The organism is Streptomyces sp. NPDC053076, from assembly GCF_044546845.1.
Classification (GTDB): domain Bacteria; phylum Actinomycetota; class Actinomycetes; order Streptomycetales; family Streptomycetaceae; genus Streptomyces.
On record NZ_JBITZL010000007.1, the window covers coordinates 152,510 to 169,613 of the forward strand.

The 17,104-nt window shown below is 68.6% G+C and carries 18 protein-coding genes, 1 tRNA gene and 1 pseudogene; 11 read left to right on the forward strand and 9 right to left on the reverse strand.

The features are described 5' to 3' along the window. Positions 1–46: 46 nt before the first annotated feature. The 5 genes from ACIGYR_RS27000 to ACIGYR_RS27020 all read right to left on the reverse strand — a co-directional run bounded on the left by ACIGYR_RS27000 (position 47) and on the right by ACIGYR_RS27020 (position 3,772). Entirely contained in the window at positions 47–640 is a 594-nt protein-coding gene (locus tag ACIGYR_RS27000; RefSeq protein ID WP_399603849.1) for a SigE family RNA polymerase sigma factor, read from the reverse strand. Between the two features lie 147 nt (positions 641–787). Continuing rightward, positions 788–1,954 carry a lipid-transfer protein gene (locus ACIGYR_RS27005; protein WP_391845800.1) on the reverse strand — a complete coding sequence of 389 codons (1,167 nt, stop codon included), beginning with the start codon at positions 1,952–1,954 and terminating at the stop codon, positions 788–790. After that, positions 1,951–2,349 carry a MaoC/PaaZ C-terminal domain-containing protein gene (locus ACIGYR_RS27010; RefSeq protein WP_391845802.1) on the reverse strand — a complete coding sequence of 133 codons (399 nt, stop codon included), beginning with the start codon at positions 2,347–2,349 and terminating at the stop codon, positions 1,951–1,953. The genes ACIGYR_RS27005 and ACIGYR_RS27010 overlap by 4 nt, the downstream gene beginning before the upstream one ends. Further along, positions 2,346–3,266 carry a bifunctional MaoC family dehydratase N-terminal/OB-fold nucleic acid binding domain-containing protein gene (locus tag ACIGYR_RS27015; RefSeq protein WP_399603846.1) on the reverse strand — a complete coding sequence of 307 codons (921 nt, stop codon included), beginning with the start codon at positions 3,264–3,266 and terminating at the stop codon, positions 2,346–2,348. The genes ACIGYR_RS27010 and ACIGYR_RS27015 overlap by 4 nt, the downstream gene beginning before the upstream one ends. 194 nt (positions 3,267–3,460) lie before the next feature. Continuing rightward, positions 3,461–3,772, reverse strand: coding sequence for a hypothetical protein (locus ACIGYR_RS27020; protein WP_399603843.1), 312 nt, complete (start codon positions 3,770–3,772; stop codon positions 3,461–3,463). Positions 3,773–4,117: 345 nt separating this feature from the next. Here ACIGYR_RS27020 and ACIGYR_RS27025 point away from each other — a divergent pair. From ACIGYR_RS27025 to cutA, 3 genes and pseudogenes are all read left to right on the forward strand, one after another. Then, positions 4,118–4,983 (forward strand): annotated as a pseudogene (locus ACIGYR_RS27025) (bifunctional DNA primase/polymerase). 56 nt (positions 4,984–5,039) lie between these two features. Further along, a complete protein-coding gene (locus tag ACIGYR_RS27030; RefSeq protein ID WP_391845812.1) occupies positions 5,040–5,282 on the forward strand; it encodes a hypothetical protein in 243 nt (80 codons plus the stop codon). Between the two features lie 370 nt (positions 5,283–5,652). Continuing rightward, complete coding sequence (gene cutA, locus ACIGYR_RS27035) at positions 5,653–5,970, forward strand: divalent-cation tolerance protein CutA (protein ID WP_399603840.1); 318 nt, start codon at positions 5,653–5,655, stop codon at positions 5,968–5,970. On the opposite strand, the gene ACIGYR_RS27040 is transcribed toward cutA, so the two are convergent. Next, positions 5,967–7,241 (reverse strand): helix-turn-helix domain-containing protein, encoded by a 1,275-nt coding sequence (locus tag ACIGYR_RS27040; RefSeq protein ID WP_399603838.1) that lies wholly within the window; start codon positions 7,239–7,241, stop codon positions 5,967–5,969. The genes cutA and ACIGYR_RS27040 overlap by 4 nt on opposite strands. Positions 7,242–7,486: 245 nt before the next feature. Between ACIGYR_RS27040 and ACIGYR_RS27045 the strand changes: the two genes are divergently transcribed. The 3 genes from ACIGYR_RS27045 (at position 7,487) to ACIGYR_RS27055 (ending at position 9,330) form a co-directional block, all read left to right on the forward strand. Next, positions 7,487–7,714, forward strand: a complete 228-nt coding sequence (locus ACIGYR_RS27045; RefSeq protein ID WP_399603836.1) for a hypothetical protein — start codon at positions 7,487–7,489, stop codon at positions 7,712–7,714. Positions 7,715–7,898: 184 nt separating this feature from the next. Continuing rightward, positions 7,899–8,264: a hypothetical protein gene (locus ACIGYR_RS27050; protein WP_399603834.1), complete on the forward strand. Its 366-nt coding sequence runs from the start codon at positions 7,899–7,901 to the stop codon at positions 8,262–8,264. A 265-nt stretch (positions 8,265–8,529) separates the two neighbouring features. Further along, positions 8,530–9,330: a hypothetical protein gene (locus ACIGYR_RS27055; RefSeq protein ID WP_399603831.1), complete on the forward strand. Its 801-nt coding sequence runs from the start codon at positions 8,530–8,532 to the stop codon at positions 9,328–9,330. A 279-nt stretch (positions 9,331–9,609) separates the two neighbouring features. Here ACIGYR_RS27055 and ACIGYR_RS27060 read toward each other — a convergent pair. Together ACIGYR_RS27060 and ACIGYR_RS27065 are read right to left on the reverse strand one after the other, a co-directional pair. Next, positions 9,610–9,698 (reverse strand) — tRNA-Ser (locus tag ACIGYR_RS27060). Between the two features lie 206 nt (positions 9,699–9,904). Next, the gene (locus ACIGYR_RS27065) at positions 9,905–10,300 is read right to left on the reverse strand and encodes a hypothetical protein (protein WP_399603829.1); all 396 of its coding nucleotides are present in this window, start codon (positions 10,298–10,300) and stop codon (positions 9,905–9,907) included. Between the two features lie 199 nt (positions 10,301–10,499). On the opposite strand from ACIGYR_RS27065, the gene ACIGYR_RS27070 reads away from it, so the two are divergent. The 4 genes from ACIGYR_RS27070 to ACIGYR_RS27085 all read left to right on the forward strand — a co-directional run bounded on the left by ACIGYR_RS27070 (position 10,500) and on the right by ACIGYR_RS27085 (position 14,335). Continuing rightward, positions 10,500–11,729 carry a helix-turn-helix domain-containing protein gene (locus ACIGYR_RS27070; RefSeq protein WP_399603827.1) on the forward strand — a complete coding sequence of 410 codons (1,230 nt, stop codon included), beginning with the start codon at positions 10,500–10,502 and terminating at the stop codon, positions 11,727–11,729. 55 nt (positions 11,730–11,784) lie between these two features. Next, on the forward strand, positions 11,785–12,225 hold the full coding sequence (locus tag ACIGYR_RS27075) for a hypothetical protein (RefSeq protein ID WP_399603824.1): 441 nt from the start codon (positions 11,785–11,787) through the stop codon (positions 12,223–12,225). Between the two features lie 638 nt (positions 12,226–12,863). Continuing rightward, the gene (locus tag ACIGYR_RS27080) at positions 12,864–13,979 is read left to right on the forward strand and encodes a hypothetical protein (protein ID WP_399603822.1); all 1,116 of its coding nucleotides are present in this window, start codon (positions 12,864–12,866) and stop codon (positions 13,977–13,979) included. Beyond that, positions 13,976–14,335, forward strand: coding sequence for an ASCH domain-containing protein (locus ACIGYR_RS27085; protein ID WP_399603820.1), 360 nt, complete (start codon positions 13,976–13,978; stop codon positions 14,333–14,335). Before ACIGYR_RS27080 ends, ACIGYR_RS27085 begins: the two co-directional genes overlap by 4 nt. 1,720 nt (positions 14,336–16,055) lie before the next feature. Here ACIGYR_RS27085 and ACIGYR_RS27090 read toward each other — a convergent pair. Next, complete coding sequence (locus ACIGYR_RS27090) at positions 16,056–16,547, reverse strand: GntR family transcriptional regulator (protein ID WP_399603816.1); 492 nt, start codon at positions 16,545–16,547, stop codon at positions 16,056–16,058. Between the two features lie 169 nt (positions 16,548–16,716). On the opposite strand from ACIGYR_RS27090, the gene ACIGYR_RS27095 reads away from it, so the two are divergent. Beyond that, complete coding sequence (locus ACIGYR_RS27095; protein ID WP_399603814.1) at positions 16,717–17,076, forward strand: hypothetical protein; 360 nt, start codon at positions 16,717–16,719, stop codon at positions 17,074–17,076. The last annotated feature ends 28 nt before the right edge of the window (positions 17,077–17,104 follow it).

Here is a 17,104-nt window from a genome sequence, read left to right on the forward strand (position 1 = left end):
CGGTATGTCACTAGGGAGTGCGTCACTCGGGGAAGAGGAACCGCGATCAGCCGGCCAGCACCAGGTCGGGGTCCTCGCGCAGCTTGCCCAGCGCGCGGGACACCGCCGACTTCACCGTGCCCACCGACACGCCGAGCACCTCGGCGGTCTGCGCCTCGCTGAGGTCCTCGTAGTACCGCAGGACGACCATCGCCCGCTGCCGGGCCGGCAGCCGCAGGACCGCCCGCCACATGGCGTCGTGCAGCGCCTGTCGCTCGGCCGGGTCGTCGTCGCCGTGCGCGGGCTCCGGCTCGGGCAGCTCCTCGCAGGCGAACTCGTCCACTCTGCGCTTGCGCCACTGCGAGGTCCGGGTGTTCAGCAGCGCCCGGCGCACATAGCCGTCGACCGCCCGGTGGTCCTCGATCCGCTCCCAGGCCACGTAGGTCTTGGCGAGCGCCGTCTGCAGCAGGTCCTCGGCATCGCTCGGGTTCGCGGTCAGCGAGCGCGCCGTGCGCAGCAGGACCGGCTGACGGGCCCGCACGTACGACGCGAACGACGGGTAGGCGGGGGTAGCCGCGCGCGGGCGGTGTCGAGCGTGCGGGAGGCCCTGCCGCCCGGGTGCGGCGGCGTCCGAGGCGCTGGTGCAGACGGGTGTGGTCATGCCCCTACGCTAGGAGCGGCCCGTGCCGTGGCGGATCGGCCGCAGGTCCCGAAGCGGAGTCCCCCTCAGGTTGTAGGGGTGGGGGTGGCCGCACCTCCTGAAGGTGGACTGCGGGTGCGACCCGTCTGCGGGTCGGACCCTGAGGATTCAGCCGTCCGCCGTCAGGACCAGCCCCGATGTCGGCACTCCGGTGCCGGCCGTCACCAGGGTGCGGGCCGCCCCCGGTATCTGGTTGACGGCCGTGCCCCGCAGCTGGCGGACCGCCTCCGCGATGCCGTTCATACCGTGCAGGTACGCCTCCCCGAGCTGGCCCCCGTGGGTGTTGAGCGGCAGCCGCCGCTCCGCCACGAAGTCCGCCGCCTCCCCCTTCCCGCAGAACCCGAACTCCTCCAGCTGCATCAGCACGAACGGGGTGAAGTGGTCGTACAGGATCCCCACGTCGATGTCGTCCGGGCCGAGGCCGCAGGTGCGCCACAACTGGCGGGCCACCACGCCCATCTCCGGCAGGCCGGTCAGGTCCTCCCGCTGGAAGCTGGTCATCTGCTCCTGTGCCCGGCCCGCGCCCTGGGCCGCCGCCGCGATCACGGCGGGCCGGTGCGCCAGGTCCCGGGCCCGCTCCAGGGAGGTGACGACGACCGCCTGTCCGCCGTCGGTCTCCTGACAGCAGTCCAGCAGGCGCAGCGGCTCGGCGATCCAGCGGGACGCGGCATGGTCGGCGAGGGTGATCGGACGGCCGTGGAACCAGGCGGCCGGGTTGGTCGCCGCGTACGCGCGGTCCACCACGGCCACGTGCCCGAACGCCTCCGGCGTCAGCCCGTGGGCGTGCAGATACCGCTGGGCCGCCATCGCCACCCAGGAGGCCGGGGTGAGCAGCCCGAACGGCAGCACCCAGCCGAGCGCCGCCCCCTCCGCCGACGGCTCCCGGTGCTGCACGCCCGCGCCGAACCGGCGGCCCGACCGCTCGTTGAACGCCCGGTAGCAGACCACCACCTCGGCCACGCCCGTCGCCACCGCGAGCGCCGCCTGCTGGACGGTGGCGCAGGCCGCCCCGCCGCCGTAGTGCACCCGGGAGAAGAAGGACAGCTCGCCCATCCCGCACGCCTGGGCGACGGTGATCTCCGGGCTGGTGTCCATCGTGAACGTCACCAGGCCATCCACGTCCGCCGGGGTGAGTCCCGCGTCGTCGAGCGCGGCCCGCACCGCCTCCGCCGCCAGGCGCAGTTCACTGCGCCCGGAGTCCTTGGTGAACTCGGTGGCCCCGATGCCGGCGATCGCCGCGCGTCCGCCGAGGGTGTCCCGGGTGCGCAGGCTCATGGGGCGGCCTCCTCGGCGGGGAGTGTCACGGTCACCGTGCCGGTCACGTGCGTTCCGGCCCCGTTGGCGCCGACCACCCGGACGACCGCCGTGTCACCGTCGACCTCCTCGACGCTGCCGGTCAGCACCATGGTGTCCCCCGGATGATTGGGCGCACCCAGCCTGATGGCGACGGCGCGGAGCACCGCCGTCGGGCCGAAGTGGTCCGTGACGTACCGGCCGACCAGGCCGTTCGTCGTCAGGATGTTCATGAAGACGTCCGGCGCGCCCTTCTGCCGGGCCAGCTCCGGGTCGTGGTGCACGTCCTGGTAGTCCCGGGAGGCGATCGCGCCCGCCACGATCAGCGTGCGGGTCACCGGGATCTCCAGCGCCGGCAGCCGCTCGCCCGCCCTCACCGGTCCACCGCCTGGAACACCGGCAGCGTCAGCTCCTCGTCGCAGCGCCGGAACACCAGCCGCACCGGCAGTCCGATGCGCACCTTGTCGTACGGCACCCCGGTCACGTCGCTCACCATCCGGACGCCCTCGGCCAGTTCGATCAAGCCGACCGCGTACGGGGGGTCGAAGGCCGGGAAGGGCGGGTGGTGCAGCACCACGTACGAGTGGACCGTGCCCGCGCCGCTCGCCTCCACCGTGTCCCAGTCCGGGCTGCCGCAGGCGTTGCAGCCGGGCAGCCAGGGGTGACGCAGGGTGCCGCAGGCCCTGCAACGCTGGATGAGCAGCCGGTGCTCGGCCACCCCCTGCCAGAAGCCGGCGTTGTCCCGGTTGACCACCGGGCGGGGCCGGCGGGCCCGGGGCCCCCGGGGTGCGGGGGCGTACTTGAGGATGCGGAAGCGGTGGGTGCCCACCGGCTCGCCGTCCACCCGTACCTCCATGCGGGTCGTGACGAAGTAGCCGGTACCCAGCTTGGTCGTCTTGCGGGCGGAGACCTCCTCGATCACCGTGTCGAACACGACCTCGTCGCCCGGCCGCAGGGGGCGCAGATACTCCTGCTCGCAGTCGGTGGCCACCACGGAGGTGCAGCCCGAGGCGTCCAGCAGGGCGAGGAGTTCGTCGTAGGCGCCGGTACGGCCCTGGTGTCCGCTCAGGCCGCCCATCGTCCAGACCTGGAGCATGGTGGGCGGGGCGATGGCTTCGGGGCCGGTGTAGGCGGGGTTGGTGTCGCCCAGTGCCTCGCACCAGTGCCGGATCATCGGTGTGTTCACCGGGTCCTTGCCGGCACCGGCGACGGCGGCCCGCCGCCCCTCGAACTCCTTGAGGATGACGCCCAGTTCGTCGTACGGCTGCTGATCGCATGTCTGCTGATCGCTCACGCCACCACCCCCTGGTTCCGGCCGGACACGATTTCTGACTGTCCGTCAGATACTCCGGGGTGTCAAGGCGGGCCGCCTCCACCCCTTCCGGAAAACGCCGACGCGGCGGCACCGAAGTGCCACCGCGCAGACGTGTTGCGACCCCGAAGCACACCCCGCGAGCACCCTCGTGCACGAGGGTCCCCGCCCGAAGCTCACCAGAGGTGGGTGAAGTGGATGGCGACGTTCTCGTTGCCCTGCCGGATGGCCGTGAACGCGGCGCCGTTGACCTGGGCGGTATTGCTCTGGTTCGACGCACCGGAGCCGACCGCGTTCTGGTTCGTGGTGGACGAGTTCCCGTGGTTGTTGCCGCCGACCCCGCTACCGAGGACAGCCGCCACGCCAGCGTTCGATCCGTCCCCCGCGATGGCGCCGTTGTCCGCCGACGCGACACCGGCGAAGAGAGCGGCGGCGAGCGGGAGAGCGGAGACGGCGGCGATGACGCGGGCAGTACGGATGCTTGCCATGTTGTTCCTCCAGAACCAAGCACTCAGTGAACTACGGCTTTCGTCAGGGCGGTTGGCCGACCGCCCTGACTGTCGTGAACGACGTCGCGCAACCAGAGTTGCCCACCGAATCCCCGGCGAACCACCCCGGACACCCTGATTCGCACGCAAGCGTGATGACAAGTCGATAAACCCCTATCGCCACCTTTAGCTATCTCCTCCCCAGGACGGGTCGGCGCGGGCTTCCCCACTCAAGCGATAGATGGAGTGAATCGTTCCGGCACCTTTCCGGCCGATCTGCCCCGCATCGGCGCGCCGCCGGGGGCCGCCCTTCCCTTTTTCGAACATACGTACGAACATGGAGCCATGGCCACCCCCGACCGGCAGGCCACGACGCTGGCCCTCGCACACGCCCTGTCAGCCGCCGAACGCGGCCTGGCCGTCATCCCCCTGTCCCGGACGAAACTCCCGGCCCTGCGCTCCCCGCACCGCGACGACCCGGACCCCACGCCCTGCCACGGCGAGTGCGGACGCCTCGGTCACGGCGTGTACGACGCCTCCACCGACCCGGTCCGCATCCGCGAGCTGTTCGCCGCCGCGCCCTGGGCCACCGGCTACGGCCTGGCCTGCGGGCTGCCCCCGTACCACCTGATCGGCGTCGACCTGGACACCAAGTCCGGCACCGACTCCTCGGCCGCCCTGCGCGAGCTGGCCCTGCGCCATCTGTTCACGATCCCGGAGACGGTCGTCGTGCTCACCCCCAGCGGAGGCCGCCATCTGTGGCTGACCGGCCCGCCGGACACCGTCGTACCGAACTCGGCCGGCCGGCTCGCCCCGGCATCGACATCCGGGGGGCCGGCGGCTACCTCGTGGGCCCCGGCTCCCGCACCGACCACGGCGTCTACACCGCCGCGCCCGGCACGGCCCACCTGGCGCCCGCCCCGTGCCCACCGTCCCTGCTCCGCCTCCTGCTGCCCCCGCCACGTCCCCACCACCCGGCCCCGCCCGCCTCCGGCGACCACGGCCGAGGTCTGGTCCAGTTCGTGCTCTGCGCGCACGAGGGACAGCGCAACACCCGCCTGTTCTGGGCGGCCTGCCGCGCCTACGAGAACGGCATCGGCCCCGCCCTGACGGCTCCCCTGACCGAGGCTGCCCTCCACACCGGCCTGTCGGAACGCGAGGCCCGCGCGACGATCGCGTCCGCGGCCCGGATGACGGGACACCGGCCGTGACGGTCCGCCCGGCGGCTGGACAGGCGCCGCGGCGCGATGGCTCTTACGATCCGATCGTGACGGACATACCCGACGAACTGATCAGGCTGGAACGTACCGCCGAAGAGGAACGCGCCCGCCTGGCGGGCCTCACGGGCGACGCGTACGACGAGCAGCGGCGCCGCTTCTGCACGGCCTCGGACGCGGTGCACGCGGCGATCACCGCGCGCGCCGAAGCGACGGGAGCCGACCCGCAGGAGGTCGAGCAGGCGGTGCGGCGGGCCTTGCGGCAGACACAGGAGGATCCGGCCGTCGAATAGCGGGACGACCCGACGAGCAGCGAGCCGGCCCACGGCGTCGGCATGGAGAGTTCGGGGCAGCCGCGGTACCTCACAGGCGGCGCCCCCGGCCGGTCCGAGCTGCGCCAGGCCGCACGCGAAAGGGGTACCGCTCCGGAGAGCCGCACCCCTTCCGACCCGCTGGGTCTCTGACCTCTGCGGAGGCGGTGGGATGTGAACCCACGGTGACATCGCCGCCACGACGGGGTGCAAGAGAGTGCTGCGGGAGGTGTGTTCAGCGTGCCTGACCTGCTCGTTCCCCGCCCTCCGGACCACTCACGGCCTCCGGCGGTCCACACCTGGTCCACTGGCCCCATATGGGCGCGCTGCATGGGGCGGGTACGTTGCCCTCATGGCTGACTTCGTGATCGTAATCACGACCGTGGACAATCAGGACGCTGCGCGGAAGCTGTCGCGCTCGGCGGTGGAAGCGAGCCTAGCCGCTTCTGGGCAGGTAACCGGACCCATCGAGACGACGTACCGACACCTAGGTGAAGTTTCCGATGGCACCGAGTACCAGGTGACGTTCCGTACGACCGGTGACCGGAGCGAGGCACTGGAGAAGCACCTGGTGGACAACCACCCCTACGACTCGCCAGAGGTCATCGCGTTCACGATCGACGCCGGCCGTGCCGAGTACCTGGACTGGATCACCCGAGCCACCCGCTAACCCTTCGCGCGCTCCAGTAGCGCACCGACCGGGGCGAGGGACCGGTGGGGCTCCAACCGCTTGGCCATCAGACGGGCCCGCGCCATCGGTCTGATCGACGCCAGTCCCTCGGAGAGGTCGAACACCCGCGCCGTGACCGCGGTCGAGTGCTCGACCTCTCCCGCGTCCAGGTACGCCGATGCCAGCCATGACAGGTACAGCGCCTTGTCCCGGGCCCGGGTGTCGTCGTACCGGGCCAAAGCGTCCTCCAAGGCCGGGATGGCCCGTAGCGGTCGGTGCAGCTCCGCCCAGCAGCGTCCCGTCATGATCGCGATCTCGTCGGGGTCAACCCAATACGCCCAGTCCGGACCTGGCTCGTCGCTGTGCTCGTGGATGGCCTCTTCGGCAGCGCCCAAGGCGTAGTCCGCCTCCCGGTCGTTCCCCGCAGTCGCGTGCTGCCACGCCAGCCGGTCCGACAGCAGTGCCCGCACCACGGGCGCCGTCCCCGCACCGAGTACTTCGTACGCGGCGGTGGCGAACCTGATCCCAGAGCCACCACCCACCGTCCACTCCAGGTAGGCCAGGAACGCCAGCGAGTTGCCTTCCAGGGCGGTGTCCTCTGCGGCCCGCGACGCGGCTAAGGCCGTCATGTAGTGCCCGCGGGCGCCCTCGTAGTTTCCCGCGTCGTACGCCACCCAGCCCGCAAGCTGGGCCTGTTCAGCGATGATTCCGCGCAGGCCCCGGCCTGTCGCCTCGCTGTAGACCCCTTCGTCCGCCAGCCGGATGGTGTCCTCCAGCTCTCGGACATACATCTGGTACGTGTCTCCGCCCCCTACGAAGTCGTCCAGGCGGCGGAGCCGAGCGGTGCGGTGGCTCAACTGCTTTGGGACGTCGGCCCCGATCCTCCTTCCCGACGAAAGCAGAGAAACGGGCTGTATGACGGCAATCCCGGCGCCGGCCGAAGCCGTCATGAATCCGCGGCGGTCGAACACATCGTTCTCCTGGTCGGTCTCGTCCTTCTTCTCCTGACGTCGCAGACGCCGGGCGAGAGTGACGGCCCGCCGCAGTTCCTCCTCCGGCACGCCGAACTCCGCCGACAGCAGCGCCCGCGAAGCCGGGTCCGGAAGACGCTCGTGGGTCTCCCACCGCGACACCGCACCCTGCTCCAGTGGGTACCCCCGCCGCGCGGAGAGATCAGCCGCCAGCTCCTCCTGTGTGCGCCCGCCAGCCATCCGCAGGCGCCGCAACAGCGGCCCGATCGGTTCCACGCCGTCGTTCTCGTTCGTGGTCATCATCGCCATCCCTCGGCCGTCCGCAGAGCCCGGATCCCAGCCTGGCCATAAAACCTGGCCATGTCCCCGGAATGGCCATGCCTTCTGGCCCATCCGTCCAAACGCTGACGGCAGTTGACTGGTCACAGCCGCCCGGAAAGGCGGTCTCCCCCCTCGCAGCGGGCCGAAGGGCCTTCCTCACGTCGCACCTGCGGCCCGCTGCATCCCCGGAGTGCAGTGCCCACCCAAGACCGAGGAGAGGTGCCGTGTCCCCCAAGAGCCGCCTTCGCCAGCGCCAGAGCATCCCGGGTTGGGTCAGTGAAGGCACCCGCATCCACGATCCGCTCAAAGGCCGCACCGGCATCGTGCAGTTCATCGGCGAGTTCGAGGACCCGAAGACCCGGGTGGTCATCCAGAACGCGGTCTTCGCCCGGCCGGAGGGCGGTGGGGTGGAGTGGGTGGTGGAGGATCCCTCCAGCCTGGAGCGCGCCTGACCGAACGTGCCCCGTGGGGCTGGCGTCAGGAGCTCGCCGTCCTTCTGTACGTCCTCGTCGTCAGCGTCCTGGTGATCTCCCTGGCCGTGGCCGTGGCCGGGGACCCCGGCCCCTGACCCGCGGATCTTCGCCTCGGGCTTCCTGCCTGACAGCCCCGCCTACCCGGCCCGTGCCGATTCCCCCAGTGCTCGTGCGCCTGGTCCGCGAGCACATCAAGGAGTTCGGTACCGCCGAAGACGGCCGGCTGTTCCGCGCGGTTCAGGGCGGCGGCCTGCTGTCCAAGGAGTACGGGGAGGCTTGGAGGGTGGCTCGACTCGCAGTGCTGACCGAACATGAAGCGGCTTCCCCTCTGGCTGACGTGCCGTACTCCCTGCGTCACGCTGGCGTCTCACTCTGGCTTGACTCAGGCGTCTCCCCGGCAGAAGTCGCACGCCGGGCAGGCCACAGCATCGCGGTCCTGTTCCGCTTCTACGCCGAGGCAATCCACCGCAATCAGCGGCGCGCGAACCAGCAGATAGAACGCGCGTTGGAGACGGTCGAAACAAACTGACAACCAGGCAGCCAGCCCCGCTCACTCCAAGGTTGAGGGCGAGCGGGACTTCTTCGTGTTCGCGAAGAGTACCGTTCCGCTATTACGCTTCATGACTGCATCAGTTGAAAGCCAAAACAAGTCATTGAACGGGCGACCACCCCTCAGGTTTCCCTCAACTCTTGACCTCACTGCAGGGCTGTCACAGCATGAGAGACGAGTCGAGTTTCGGCAACGAACTCCAGCAGGTCGCAGCACCACCTACACTCGGCTGCGAGGTGGGATTATGTCTACGCCTGTCGTAGAAATATTCAAGGGCGTCAGCGCCGCTCTGGATGTGGTTCAAAAGGTCCAGGCGGAGCTCAATACGATCAACACAGCGCGCTCGATTGTCATCGAATTCGACAACAACACAGATCTGCCACTGCAAATGACCGGAGACCACTTGGACCATGGCGGTTACGGCCCAACCTTGCCGCCGCACTACGCCGACCCCCACAAGGCGACCATGTGGTCAGCCGCTAGCCACGATGGCGGACTCTTCGTAGGATGCGAGGGTTCAAGCACGTGGGCCGCTGGCGGAATCCAGCTGGACATACACTGGGATAACCCGTTCATAGGGGGAAACTCCTGCACAGCCACACTATCAGGAGCGAACGCAACACGGTACACCTCCTTCGCGGAGATAAATGGAAAAGATTCGGCGAACATGCGGGTTCAATTGTTCACTTCGGGCGCCGAATTCGTGAGCCAAACTCCACCTCCAAAAGAAATGCAGTCCGGAGAAAGCGCTCAGGTCTCGCTTTCAATGAAGAATACGTCACTATACACCTGGCCGGCACGGAGCGAATTCCACTTGGGATCGCAGCCACAGGACAACACCCTTTGGGGTCTGAATCGAGTCGCCCTGGATCATGACGTGAAGCCGGACGAGGAAGTGACCTTCGAATTCTCGGTCACGGCTCCTAAGCCCCTCGAATGGCTTGGCGCCACTTGGAGCATTTTCCCCTTCGAATGGCGGATGGTGCAGGACGGGGTGACCTGGTTTGGGGAAACCTCTCCACCAATCATGGTTCAGACGCATTAGCCTAGATGCTTTCGTCCAGGCCCCGTGGAGCGAGGCCGAGGCACCAGCGAGCTTGCTTCCGACCATGAATCCGATCGTGGCAGCCTCGGGCACGGGAGACGGTCGACCGTTCCGGGCGGCCTATACGGCCCGGGATCGCCCCACATGTTGGTCCACACATGGTCCACACACACCGATCAACGACGTGGCACAGCCGGATCAAGGTGAGACAGTCTCCATGCAGAAGGGGTGCCCCTCCACGAGGGGCACCCCTTCTGACCTGCAACGCTTCTACCTGCGCGGAGGCGGTGGGATTTGAACCCACGGTGACATCGCTGCCACGACGGTTTTCAAGACCGTTCCCTTAGGCCGCTCGGGCAACCCACCTCGCTCCCGCCCACCTGGGGCGGAGCGCCTACAGCCTACCGGCCTCGGGCCTCGCGCGGGGCTCGTGGTCCACACGGGGTCCACTGGCTCCGCTCTGCCCAAGATCACCACTCGGCCGATCCCTTCCCCGAGGCTCAGGCCGACACTGCGGAAGCCTAGCGTCGTGCCGCGCTCAACCGGCGGTGACGGTCTCCGTGCCTGGATGCGGTCAGTCCAGCGGAGGGACGGCACGAGCCAGGGGCTCCGGGTCTCCGTACAGGGCGGCGTGAATCGCGGCGGCGAGTTCGCGGGCTCGTTCTTCGCTCTGCACCCCGTGCATCATGAAGTAGACCGGTCCCGTGTACGCGCCCCAGTCGACCTCGCGCCTCTCCACGAGGCGGAGGATCGCAGCCCGGATTTCCTCGTTGACCGCGTCGGCGACAGCATGGCCGGAGCCAGCAGTGAGCGTGTCCGCCTTCACGGTCCATCGCTCACCCGCTTCGGATTCGATGGCGATGAACACGGCGTGCTGCGCCATGGCGTTCCGGTACGCGTCATGGAAAGCGCCGGTGCCGGAGGCAACCGGGATGAGGTGGGCGGGACAGGGAACCGGCAGCGGCTGCACGAGGGCATCCTGACAACGGTCAGATCTATTGAGGCGCAGTGACACGGGTTCCGTCCCAGGTTAGGCACTTCCCGCCCTGGAGCACTCCACACGCGGCACGCGGCCTCGGTACCGTCAAGGGTAGAAGCCTCGACGGATGGAGCACGATGCCTCGCCGCCTGCTGGACCGCCGGCGCCTCACCTACAGGGGGGCGCGCTGATGCTGGAAGAAGCCGAAGAGATCGGCAACCGCGTACGCCGCGCCCGGCTCCGCCTGGGCAAGACACAGGCCGACCTCGCTGCCGCCCTGGGCAAGACGCAGGGCTGGGTGTCCAAGATGGAACGCGGGCTCATCGAACTGGATCGCGTCGGCCTGCTCAACCTGATCGCCTCGGAGCTGCACGTACACCCGAACGACTTGATCGGACGGCCGTACAACAGCTCTCCGGCCGAGAACCAGTGGCAGGTCTCTGCCGCAGCGATCATGCGCGAGCTGCGCCGCTACGACCTTGCGCCCGTCTTCGACGGGACACCCCGGCCCGCTCGTCAGCTGTGGCAGGAAACCACTCGGCTGCACCGCCTGCGCGATGCTGCGGCCAACACGGCCATCATGGAGGTTCTTCCCGACCTGTTCCGCGAGACGCGCGCCCTGGCCGAAGTCGCCACGGGCCACGAGCGGGAAGAGGCGTACGCGATCTACGCGGTGTGCTGCAAGTTCGCTCACACGTCCGCGCACGCCCTGGGGCACCCCGAGCTGGTCGCCATGGCATGTGAACGGGCCGCTTGGTCCGCGCGGCTGTCGGGCGACCCGGTCATGCCTGCCGTCGCCGACTGGATGCGCGTGTGGGACATGTGGGCCACGGCGGACTGGGATGACGCCATTGCCCTGTCTGACAGAGCGCTCCGCAGTGTGCAGCAGGAATACGACCGTGGTGAGCCCCTGGCCGTGCGGGCGTGGGGGTCTCTGCAACTGCGTGCGGCTGTCTCGGCTGCGCGGGGTGGTCGCAAGGCCGAAGCGAAAGACCGGATCAAGCACGCGCGGGCTGCCGCCAAGCGGATGGTGGAGACCGTCGGCCCTCCGATCTACGACCGCCACAGCCTCACCTTCTCGCCGGGCAACGTGCAGATTCATGCGATCAGCGTCGCCCTGGAGATGCACGAGCAACGCGAGGCGCTGTCGATAAACCGGCGCACGAGCAAGGACCTGATCGAGTCGCTTCCCAACTCCCGACAGGGTCACCACCACATGGACCTGGCGCGGGCCTGGCTGTGGGACGGGAACCGTGACAAGGCGCTGAAGGAGCTGGAAAAGGCGGAGCGCATCGCCCCCCAGCTCGTACGCAACCACCCCATCGCCCGGTCAACCCTGCGCAGCATCGTGTACGCCGAGCGGGCCAGTACCCGCGAGAAGCTGCGTCGCATGTCAGACCGCTTCCACCTCGACGGGTGAGGGTCGTATTCCTGCGGTTCATATTGGGCCCCGGAGATATTCCTAGCTTCGGGGCATGGCCGAACGAACCGCGAAGCAACTTCCCGCTCGTGGCGCTGAGTTAAGCGCTGGTACCCCGTTCCACCCCCGCCTCGGCGACCTGGCGCTCGACCTCGCCAAGGGCGGGAAGATCGGCGTATGCGTCGCCCTGCCGAGCGACACCTCGGCGTCGTACCAACTGCGTCCGCCGGGCGGGGGAGAAGACTGGCGTGCCAAGTCGGACGGGACCACCCTGCGCCCCGTGCCGGTCCCGGTCACGCACATCACGCCCATGCGGCGAGACGCCATCTACGACCACCGCGCCCAGCAGGCCGCGCTGCCCGTAACCGTCCACTACGAAGACGGCGGTACCTGCGAGACGGTGCTCGTGCTCACCCCGGCGCAGGTTGAGCTGTACTCCATCCAGTTCACACAGCTCATCGCCGCGAGGGAATCGGCACGGGAGCACACGCGGTGAGCCGGGCCGTGCTGACGCTCGCCCCGCCGGCCTCTGCACGTGCCCCGATGCGGTCGCCCATAGCCTTCCGCTGTGAGGCGACCGCCCACGACCTCAGCGGCTCCCGTGAGGTCCTGCTCGCCACCTACCGTGGCCGTTCCCCCCGCCTCGCCGCTCGCTGGCTCCGCGCGGAAGCTCGCCACCTCGCCCGGCTGCTGTCCCCGGCCCCTGACGCTCCGTTCCTCCGAGACGCACCCCTCACGACCGCTGGCCCGGACGCTCCTCGCCCTGACGCAGAGCTGAGTGCGTGGGCAGATGACGACCGCGCCTACGAGCACGCGTTGTGCTCCCTGGTCACGGGCCGCGCGTTCATGTTCACCGTGACGGACTCCGATGCCCGGTACTCCCTCCGCGTGTATCCGCTGCCCACCCGCCGACCTGCGCCCCCACAAACTCCCGTCCCCGCCCAGTGCCCACCCCACTCCCCGGCGGGGACGGGCCGCCACCGAAGACCACGAGGGCGGCGCACCTTCCGATGACTCCCGCCCCCGCGCTTTTCCTGGTTCCCCCCGGCGCGGGGGCGGGTTCACCACTCGACCGCTGAAGCACACCCGCCGCTCTGCGGCGCTGTCCTGCCCATCTACCGAGGGGAAGACGCGGTGACCACCTATCCCGTATCGCCGAACACCGTGCTCGCCAACGCGCTCACGAGTGCGGAAGACCTGCTCAGGCCGCACATCGTCAACGCGGAACCCGAGCGGATCGTGTTCGTGGTGGGAACGCAGATCAACGGAGCCCCGCACATCGGAACGTCCTTGGTCCAGTCGCTCACCTTCGCCACGGCAGCCCGCATCCGGGACCGGTTCGGCGTCCCGGCCGTTGTGCAGTTCGGCGCACTGGACAACGCCCCGTACGCCATCGTCACCGACAAGGAGAGCGGTCACCGCTACCAGCGCGCCTACGCTCACGCCCTCGGCGCGGCCGGCATCGCCGAGCAGATCGACAAGCTCTACCGACCGCTGTTCACCGCGCTCTCCGAGCGGCTGAAAGTGCCGTTCTCGGTCGAGACGTACACCCAGCAGCAAGCGGCCCCGCACTTCCGGCGCACCTGGCTCCGGGTGCTGCCCCGCATGGACGCTGCCCGCTGGTACCTGTCCCCGTCGTCCGGCGTGCCGCACGTTCGCGTCCCCTGCCCGCGTCCGGGCTGCGGGTGGGCCGAGAAATACGCCGAGCGGACCCGCGTACGTGACGACGGCTTCGAGCGGGCAACGATCTCGGCCGTGTGCCTTCACCACGGCGAGTACGAGGTGGTCATCGAACCGGCGGGCGGTGGCTACCTGGACCTGGCCACGCTCTACCGGAACCTGATCAAGGAACTGATGATCAGCGGGGCAGTCGGCACGCTGTACGTCATGGTGAAGGGCAGCGACTGGATGCCCGGGTGCATCCTCGTCGACGGTGCCCTACAGGCGGTCGGACTCACCCGCGGGCAGTTGCCCGCTCGGCTGTTCTGCCCCCAGGTGGTCACGGACACGGGCGCGAAGCTGTCCAAGTCCCTCATCCGCGAGGGGCGCGCACCCTTGCCGGTCGGTGCGGCCCCGTGGATGCTCGACACCCGAGAGTGGCCCGGCTCGTTGGGTGAGTACGTCGACCGCTTGCTCGGTCTGACGGACGTATTACTCGCCGACCCCCGCCACTTCTTCCGCTCGTACTCGGCCGGTGAACTCGGCCGGCTCATGTCCACCGCAACTGCTAGGAGCGTTCCCGCCCGATGACGGAAACTGCCGCCGCGCGCGTCCACGAACTGAACCTCTACCGCCGGTACTTCGACCTTGTCGCCGCTGGTCAGAAGACGATCGAGGTGCGGGTGAAGTATCCCCACCTCGAAGACCTGACCGCCGGAGACGTCATCCGCTTCCGTATCAAGGGCACGGACGAGACCTGTGACGTCCTGGTGAAGCGGGTCACGGAGTACAAGACGTTCGAGGAACTGCTCGACGGGGAGGGCCCGGCGAACGTCAACCCGGCCTCCTCCCGCGAGCAACAGCTCGCCAATATCCGTGAGATCTACCCGGCGGAGAAGGAAGCGCTCGGCGCGCTCGCCATCGAGATCGAGCTGCTGCCGAAGTAGGCCCGCCGTGCCGCCCTCGCTCCCCCGAAAGGGCGTACGGCTTCCCTGGCGCCCGTCGCTCGCCGCCCGTGCCGCGATCGACAGGCGCCCACAAAAGAGACCGGACCACCCCTCAGCCTGGACAGCGATCCGTGGTGGTCCGGTCGGGGAATCCCTGGTCAGGACCCCGGTGCCGATGGTACCGGGGTGGTCGGCGTGCCCGAACACGGGTGCGGCTGCACCCCCCCTGCTCCGAAGTGAAGTTAGAGAGGGTCACTGTTGCAGCTCGGTCGGACGCATCCCAGTTCTGACCTGCACCACCGAAAGTCAGCCACGGCGGCGGGCTCGCCGAACGAGCACCCGTCACGTGTGTCTCCAGCAACCCCCCGCCGGCCTCAGCCACGCTTCTTCCATTCGTCACGGCCCTCGACCCGGCCCCGGCCTGGGCGGTGTCGACGCGGATGCCTGACAGATGGGCTTGCCTGCAGCTGTGAAGTCCAGCGGCTGCGAAGTGGGGACCGGTCGGGCGGCAGGGCCTCGCTTGGTCGGTGTCGGCCTGGTCCTGGTGCTCGGACTGGTCGGGTTGCTTCCTGCTCTGGCTGTCCGCCTCGGCATTGCTGCGCGCTGAGCGGGTGGGGGCCGCCGGAGCGGGGCGGCAGACAGGAGCGGCGGCGGCCCATGGCCGCCCGCGCGCGCGGCCCGCCGAAGGCGGGCCGCCTTGATCCAGTAAAGAAACTCTGAACAGCTCCGCTGCGCTGGGCCCTTGGCCGGTCATACGGCCATGCGCTGTACCCGCCTCCCAATCCGTTTCGCAACTTCCGCACCGCTATGAGCCTTTACAGCCGCATTGACGTCCAATTGTTCTCGCGGTCGGCGGAAAGTATCCACAGGTCGGCCGATGCATGGTTGTGGCCTGTGGAAAAGCCGGGGGCTTACCGCAGTTCTCGTTATGTATTCGTGACCTTGGAGGTGGCCCAGTGGTAGGTGGTCTGGTCGGTTCAACGTGCTGGCCGTTTGGCGGTGCGCACGACCGTTATGCGCTCGTGACCTTGGTCGCCCCCTCCTGGTCGGTGGTGTGGTCGGGGCTGAGTGGTGAGCTGGCAGCACGGATGCCCGGCGATCTGTGCTCGGCGTCACAACAAGTCAGGGTCACACGCGACCCAAGAAACCGACCTCTATGGGCGTCGCCTCGAAACGGGCGGCGCAACATAGCCGACGATCGCCGGTTAGCCAAACCGGCGTTTCTCCGGACCATTGATGTTCCTCGGCGGACGAAGGGAGATGCGTGATGCGGTTTGCGAAGCGCTGGGGCGGTGGAACGCCGCTTTGGATTCAGGCGCAGTCTGGGCCTGGAAGTCTCGGTTCGCTTTGTCCGCCGAGTGGGCGGATGTTGGTCCTGCGTCCCGTCGCGCGGGCTGGGCAGAAAGGTTCCTGCCCGTCTGGCGGGATGTTGCTGCTCCATGCCCGCAGGGTGTCCGGTCCAGCCGGTAGATGTTGGTCGACAAATAGGAGTGCGGTTGGTCGGATGGTCCGCGCCGGCCCCGGCCTGGTCAAGAGCAAGGGCGGGAATGGCACGACGGAGAACGGGGCGATATGACCAACCGGGTAGGTGGCGAGAGGCAGGGGGTCACCATTTCCAGTCGGGAAATGGCGGAGGTGGCCGCGCTGGTGAGCGAGATGAGGGCCATGGTGGGACGGCTCAGCCATGAGGCGCGACAGATGCGGCAGGAAGTTGCGCAGCTCAGGAACGCTGCTGCTGAGCCTTCTTCAGAGCGTCGACTTCTCGGCGGAGTTCCTGATGCTCGGCGCTGAGGGCTCGAATCTCGTCCCGAAGGTCGGCCAGTAGCTTGATGAGGGGAGTCCCGGCGGTCTGATCGTCGGGCCCCCCGTCTTCTCCCTCACCCTCGGCTTCGCCGTGCGGCTCGCCCTTGGTGTTGGCGAGGTACCAGGCGGGTGGGGTGTAGTCGACAGTGAACCCGCCCGTTTGATCGCCGATATCGGCGACGAAACTGCCTCGGCCGTGGATGGTGTAGATCAGCCCTTCATCCCGCAGCACATTCAGGGCGCTTCTGGCAGTCATATTGGCGACCTTGAAGCGTTCTTGCAGCTCGCGGACGGACGGCATCTGCTGGCCGGGCTTGAAGCGACCTTGCTTGATCTCGCGCCGAAGCTCGTCGGCGGCGTGCTGGTACGGCGGCCGGCGGTCGGGCTTCTTCTCACGCGCGGGGGTCATGGGATCAGGGTAGCCACTCCTAGCTGCCCTAGCACACCCCACTGACATAGCTGTACCACTTTTCGTCGGTACCTAGCTCACCACCGTGACTTGACTGTGCTAGGTCACCGATGTTTTATAGATGTCGCTCCGCCACTCCGGCGGGCGCTACCGAAAGGACGTAACACCCATGGCCCGTATCCGTGTTGGCCTGCTCCCGTCCGCGTCGTTCATGGTCGGCAACCAGCCGGTCCCGAAGTACGCCGACGCTGAGAAGACCCAGTTCGCCGTGGACCGGGAGTCCGGCCAGAGGCTCTTCACGGTCACCCTCTTCTTCATGGAAGACGACCGCGCCGAGGCCATGAAGATCACCGTCCCGGAGAACGGTCTCCCCAACGGCCTCAAGCCGGGCATGCCGGTCATGCCGGTGGAGCTGTTCGCCACCCCGTGGGCCCGGATCTTCAACGGTCAGCTCTCGGACGGCATCGCCTACCGCGCCGAGCGCCTGGACCTGATCGGCGGCGCCGCTCCGGCCGCTGACGCGGCGTGAGCGTTCTCGACTCCTCCCACAACCGCCG

What these genes read in the sequence shown, in the direction of transcription:
- ACIGYR_RS27000 (WP_399603849.1), bottom strand. Translation starts at nt 640, where the DNA reads ATGACCACACCCGTCTGCACCAGCGCCTCGGACGCCGCCGCACCCGGG.
- ACIGYR_RS27005 (WP_391845800.1), bottom strand. Translation starts at nt 1,954, where the DNA reads ATGAGCCTGCGCACCCGGGACACCCTCGGCGGACGCGCGGCGATCGCC.
- ACIGYR_RS27020 (WP_399603843.1), bottom strand. Translation starts at nt 3,772, where the DNA reads ATGGCAAGCATCCGTACTGCCCGCGTCATCGCCGCCGTCTCCGCTCTC.
- cutA (WP_399603840.1), top strand. Translation starts at nt 5,653, where the DNA reads ATGGCTGACTTCGTGATCGTAATCACGACCGTGGACAATCAGGACGCT.
- ACIGYR_RS27040 (WP_399603838.1), bottom strand. Translation starts at nt 7,241, where the DNA reads ATGACCACGAACGAGAACGACGGCGTGGAACCGATCGGGCCGCTGTTG.
- ACIGYR_RS27055 (WP_399603831.1), top strand. Translation starts at nt 8,530, where the DNA reads ATGTCTACGCCTGTCGTAGAAATATTCAAGGGCGTCAGCGCCGCTCTG.
- ACIGYR_RS27070 (WP_399603827.1), top strand. Translation starts at nt 10,500, where the DNA reads ATGCTGGAAGAAGCCGAAGAGATCGGCAACCGCGTACGCCGCGCCCGG.
- ACIGYR_RS27075 (WP_399603824.1), top strand. Translation starts at nt 11,785, where the DNA reads ATGGCCGAACGAACCGCGAAGCAACTTCCCGCTCGTGGCGCTGAGTTA.
- ACIGYR_RS27085 (WP_399603820.1), top strand. Translation starts at nt 13,976, where the DNA reads ATGACGGAAACTGCCGCCGCGCGCGTCCACGAACTGAACCTCTACCGC.
- ACIGYR_RS27090 (WP_399603816.1), bottom strand. Translation starts at nt 16,547, where the DNA reads ATGACCCCCGCGCGTGAGAAGAAGCCCGACCGCCGGCCGCCGTACCAG.
- ACIGYR_RS27095 (WP_399603814.1), top strand. Translation starts at nt 16,717, where the DNA reads ATGGCCCGTATCCGTGTTGGCCTGCTCCCGTCCGCGTCGTTCATGGTC.